The organism is Wolbachia endosymbiont of Cardiocondyla obscurior, from assembly GCF_902713635.1.
GTDB classification, from domain to species: Bacteria; Pseudomonadota; Alphaproteobacteria; order Rickettsiales; family Anaplasmataceae; genus Wolbachia; species Wolbachia pipientis.
Map to the genome: position 1 here is coordinate 1 of NZ_CACTIU010000091.1, position 3,131 is coordinate 3,131.

Here is a 3,131-nt window from a genome sequence, read left to right on the forward strand (position 1 = left end):
TGCAGATTGGCGAAAGCAAATACAATAGCTTCACTATCATGATAAGGGCGCTGGCGAAGGGTGTCAAGTAAGTTTTTCGTTTCTATAGCTACTACCACGATTGTATAGGTAATTCTTCACTTATAATAATGATTCAAGCCTTCAGCTCCTCAAACACTTCACTTGCTCTATTTAAAACAGAATCAGGAAAACCAGCAAGTTTTGCTACATGTATTCCATATGACTCATCTGCAATGCCTTCAATTACTTCATGTAGAAAGATAACCTCTCCGTTCCACTCTCTTATTTTTACACAAAAACATTTCACGTTCTTCAAGTATTTGCTTACTTTAGTTAATTCATGATAATGAGTTGCAAAAATGGCGCGGCACTTATTTACATTGTGAATATGTTCAATCACCGCCTGTGCAATAGATAATCCATCATACACCCCTGTGCCCCTACCAATTTCATCAAGTATCACCAAGGAACGGTCCGTTGCCTGATTTACTATCGTTGCTGTTTCGATCATCTCTACCATGAAGGTAGAATAACCAGCTGTTATATTATCCGTTGCGCCAACCCTGCTGAATATCTTGTCAATCACTCCAATATGTGCACTCTCTGCTGGCACAAATGACCCCATGTGAGCTAAAATTGCAATGAGAGCGTTTTGCCTCAAGAAAGTGCTTTTTCCAGCCATATTAGGACCAGTAATTAGATGTATACCAGCTAAATTGATGCTATTTGCAATGAATTTATCGTTAACTTCAACCACTGGATGTCTTCCGCTACAGATATTGAACTCTTTGCTGTCATCAATAATGGGTTTTACGTAATTATTTTGCACTGCAAGCTCTGCAAATGCGGTTCTAATATCAAGTTTTGCCAAAGCATTTGCAGCAAGAGCAATTTTTTCAGATTCTTTAGCGACTTCACTACACAGTTCACTAAAAATTTTCATTTCTAAGCCGATTGCAGCATCACGTGCCGTAAGAATTTTATTTTCTAGTTCTTTCAATTCATTAGTAGTGTAGCGCATGCTATTTGCTAAGCTTTGCCTATGAATAAATATATCCGAAGTTATTTTGTGATTTGCCGACACTTCAACGTAATAACCAAGTATGTTGTTGTGTAATATTTTGAGTGCGGCAATGCCAGTTAGGTCGCGATAAGATTCACGGAGTTTGGTTATTAGTTTATTACTATTATTTAATATGTAGGATAACTCAGATAATTCTGAGTTGTATTTTGAGTGAATAAATCCTCCTTCTTTCACGGAACTGAGGTTATTATCGAGTATAGCACTATTTAACAGTTCAAATAGGTCTTTATGATTGCCAAGGCTTTTATGTATTGTGCTTAGTTCACTCTCGTCACTACTTATCACCTGAGTAGTAGACACTGGTTCCTTTTCTCCGGTCAAGCACTGGAGTGACATCTGAGAGTTAATTTCTGATTTTTCACTTAAACAATAATTATGCAAGGTAGACAGAAACTCAGACAACTCTAAAGTTTTTCCTAGGCCTATTTTCAATAGGTTCATATCCTTTGGTGAACCACGCCCTAGTATTAAGCGCGATAAAGACCTTTCAATATCCGGAATGTTAGATAATATCTCTCGTATTTTTCTGCGTGGCTCATGATTATTTACAAAAAATTGAGCGGTGCTGAGCCTCAAATTGATTGCCTTGGAGCAAGCAAGGGGTGAAGCGAGCATTTGTTTGAGCAGGCGTCCACCAGAAGCTGTAACTGTATGATCAATAACTGAAATTAGTGAACCTTTCTTTTCACCAAATTGAGTTGAAAACAACTCAAGATTTCTCCTTGCTGAAGCATCAATAAGCATGAAATTTTGTTGCTTATAGGTTTTTGGGAATTCAAGCCTTGGAATAGAGCCCCTTTGTGTTACTCTGACATATTCAAGCAGTGCACCGCACGCCATGATTTCTACTTTGCTGAAATTTCCTATACTCCCAAGTTCCCTGATTTTATAAAACTCGCATAACGTTCTGTGAGATTTACTATACTCAAAGAAGCTCTGTGCGTGTTGCGTAATTGATATTTTATAATTTTTTAAAACCGATCTAATTTTTTCGTCCTCAGTGAATTTTTCAGAAATTAATAATTCTCTTGGTGATATACGCAATAAATCACTATCTAGAGCTTTCAAACTCGTTAAAGTGTGAAAAAATTTTCCCGTCGATAATTCAAGCCAACTAATAGCATATTCGTCATTTTGTTCAACTATGGACGCGAGATAATTATTGCTTTTATCCTCCAGTAGTGAATCTTCTATAATTGTACCTGGAGTTACAACTCGCACTACATCACGTTTTACTATGGATTTATAGCCCCTCTTTTTTGCTTCATCAGCAGTTTCTAATTGGTCACAGATTGCTACTTTGAATCCTAAATCTATTAGCTTGTGTAGGTAAGATTCACTACTGTGTGCTGGCACTCCACACATTGGTATGTCCTGCCCACACGAATTACCTCTCTTGGTTAGCACTATATTCAGCAATTTCGCAGCTTTAATAGCATCATTGAAAAACAATTCATAAAAATCTCCTAGCCTATAAAATAGCAGATGATCTTTGTATTGAGCTTTCAGGTTCAAATACTGCTCCATCACAGGGGTGTTTTTTTCTTTCACGAAGCTCATAATATTTTTTAATATATTGTATTGATAAACGTTATTATAGATTATATTGCACATGTGGATAACATAAATTTTAAATAGGTGTATAGAGGGAAAAATTTAAAACAATTAAATTTCTTGGATCCAAGTAGTCAGGACACTTGGATGACATAAAGAGTAGGAGTATTTGATGACAAAAAAACAAAAAACGCAGTTGTCATTCCAGCACGTGACGCTGGAATCCAGCTTCTATGCAAACTCATCAAAAACATTCATTTAGTGTAAGATCAGCTACTTTCCATGCTAGTTTACAAGCAAACTTTTCTGGATCCCAGTGTCAAGCACTGGGATGACATCATAGGGGCACTGGGATGACACCCTCCTTGTGTGTATTATAGCTAAAAAGTGACTTACGACAATTTGAAAAACGACATATTCGTCATTCCGCTACTATAGTATTTTCTAAAATGAATGATAAATTTCCATTATGGTATTACCAACCAAAAGTTGT

Annotated in this window: 1 protein-coding gene; it reads right to left on the reverse strand. The window is 36.6% G+C overall.

What is annotated here, in order from left to right; genetic code table 11:
* Nucleotides 1-133: 133 nt before the first annotated feature.
* The gene (gene mutS, locus WOCAOBSORBRA_RS05755; RefSeq protein WP_174516128.1) at nucleotides 134-2,644 is read right to left on the reverse strand and encodes a DNA mismatch repair protein MutS; all 2,511 of its coding nucleotides are present in this window, start codon (nucleotides 2,642-2,644) and stop codon (nucleotides 134-136) included.
* Between the last annotated feature and the right edge of the window lie 487 nt (nucleotides 2,645-3,131).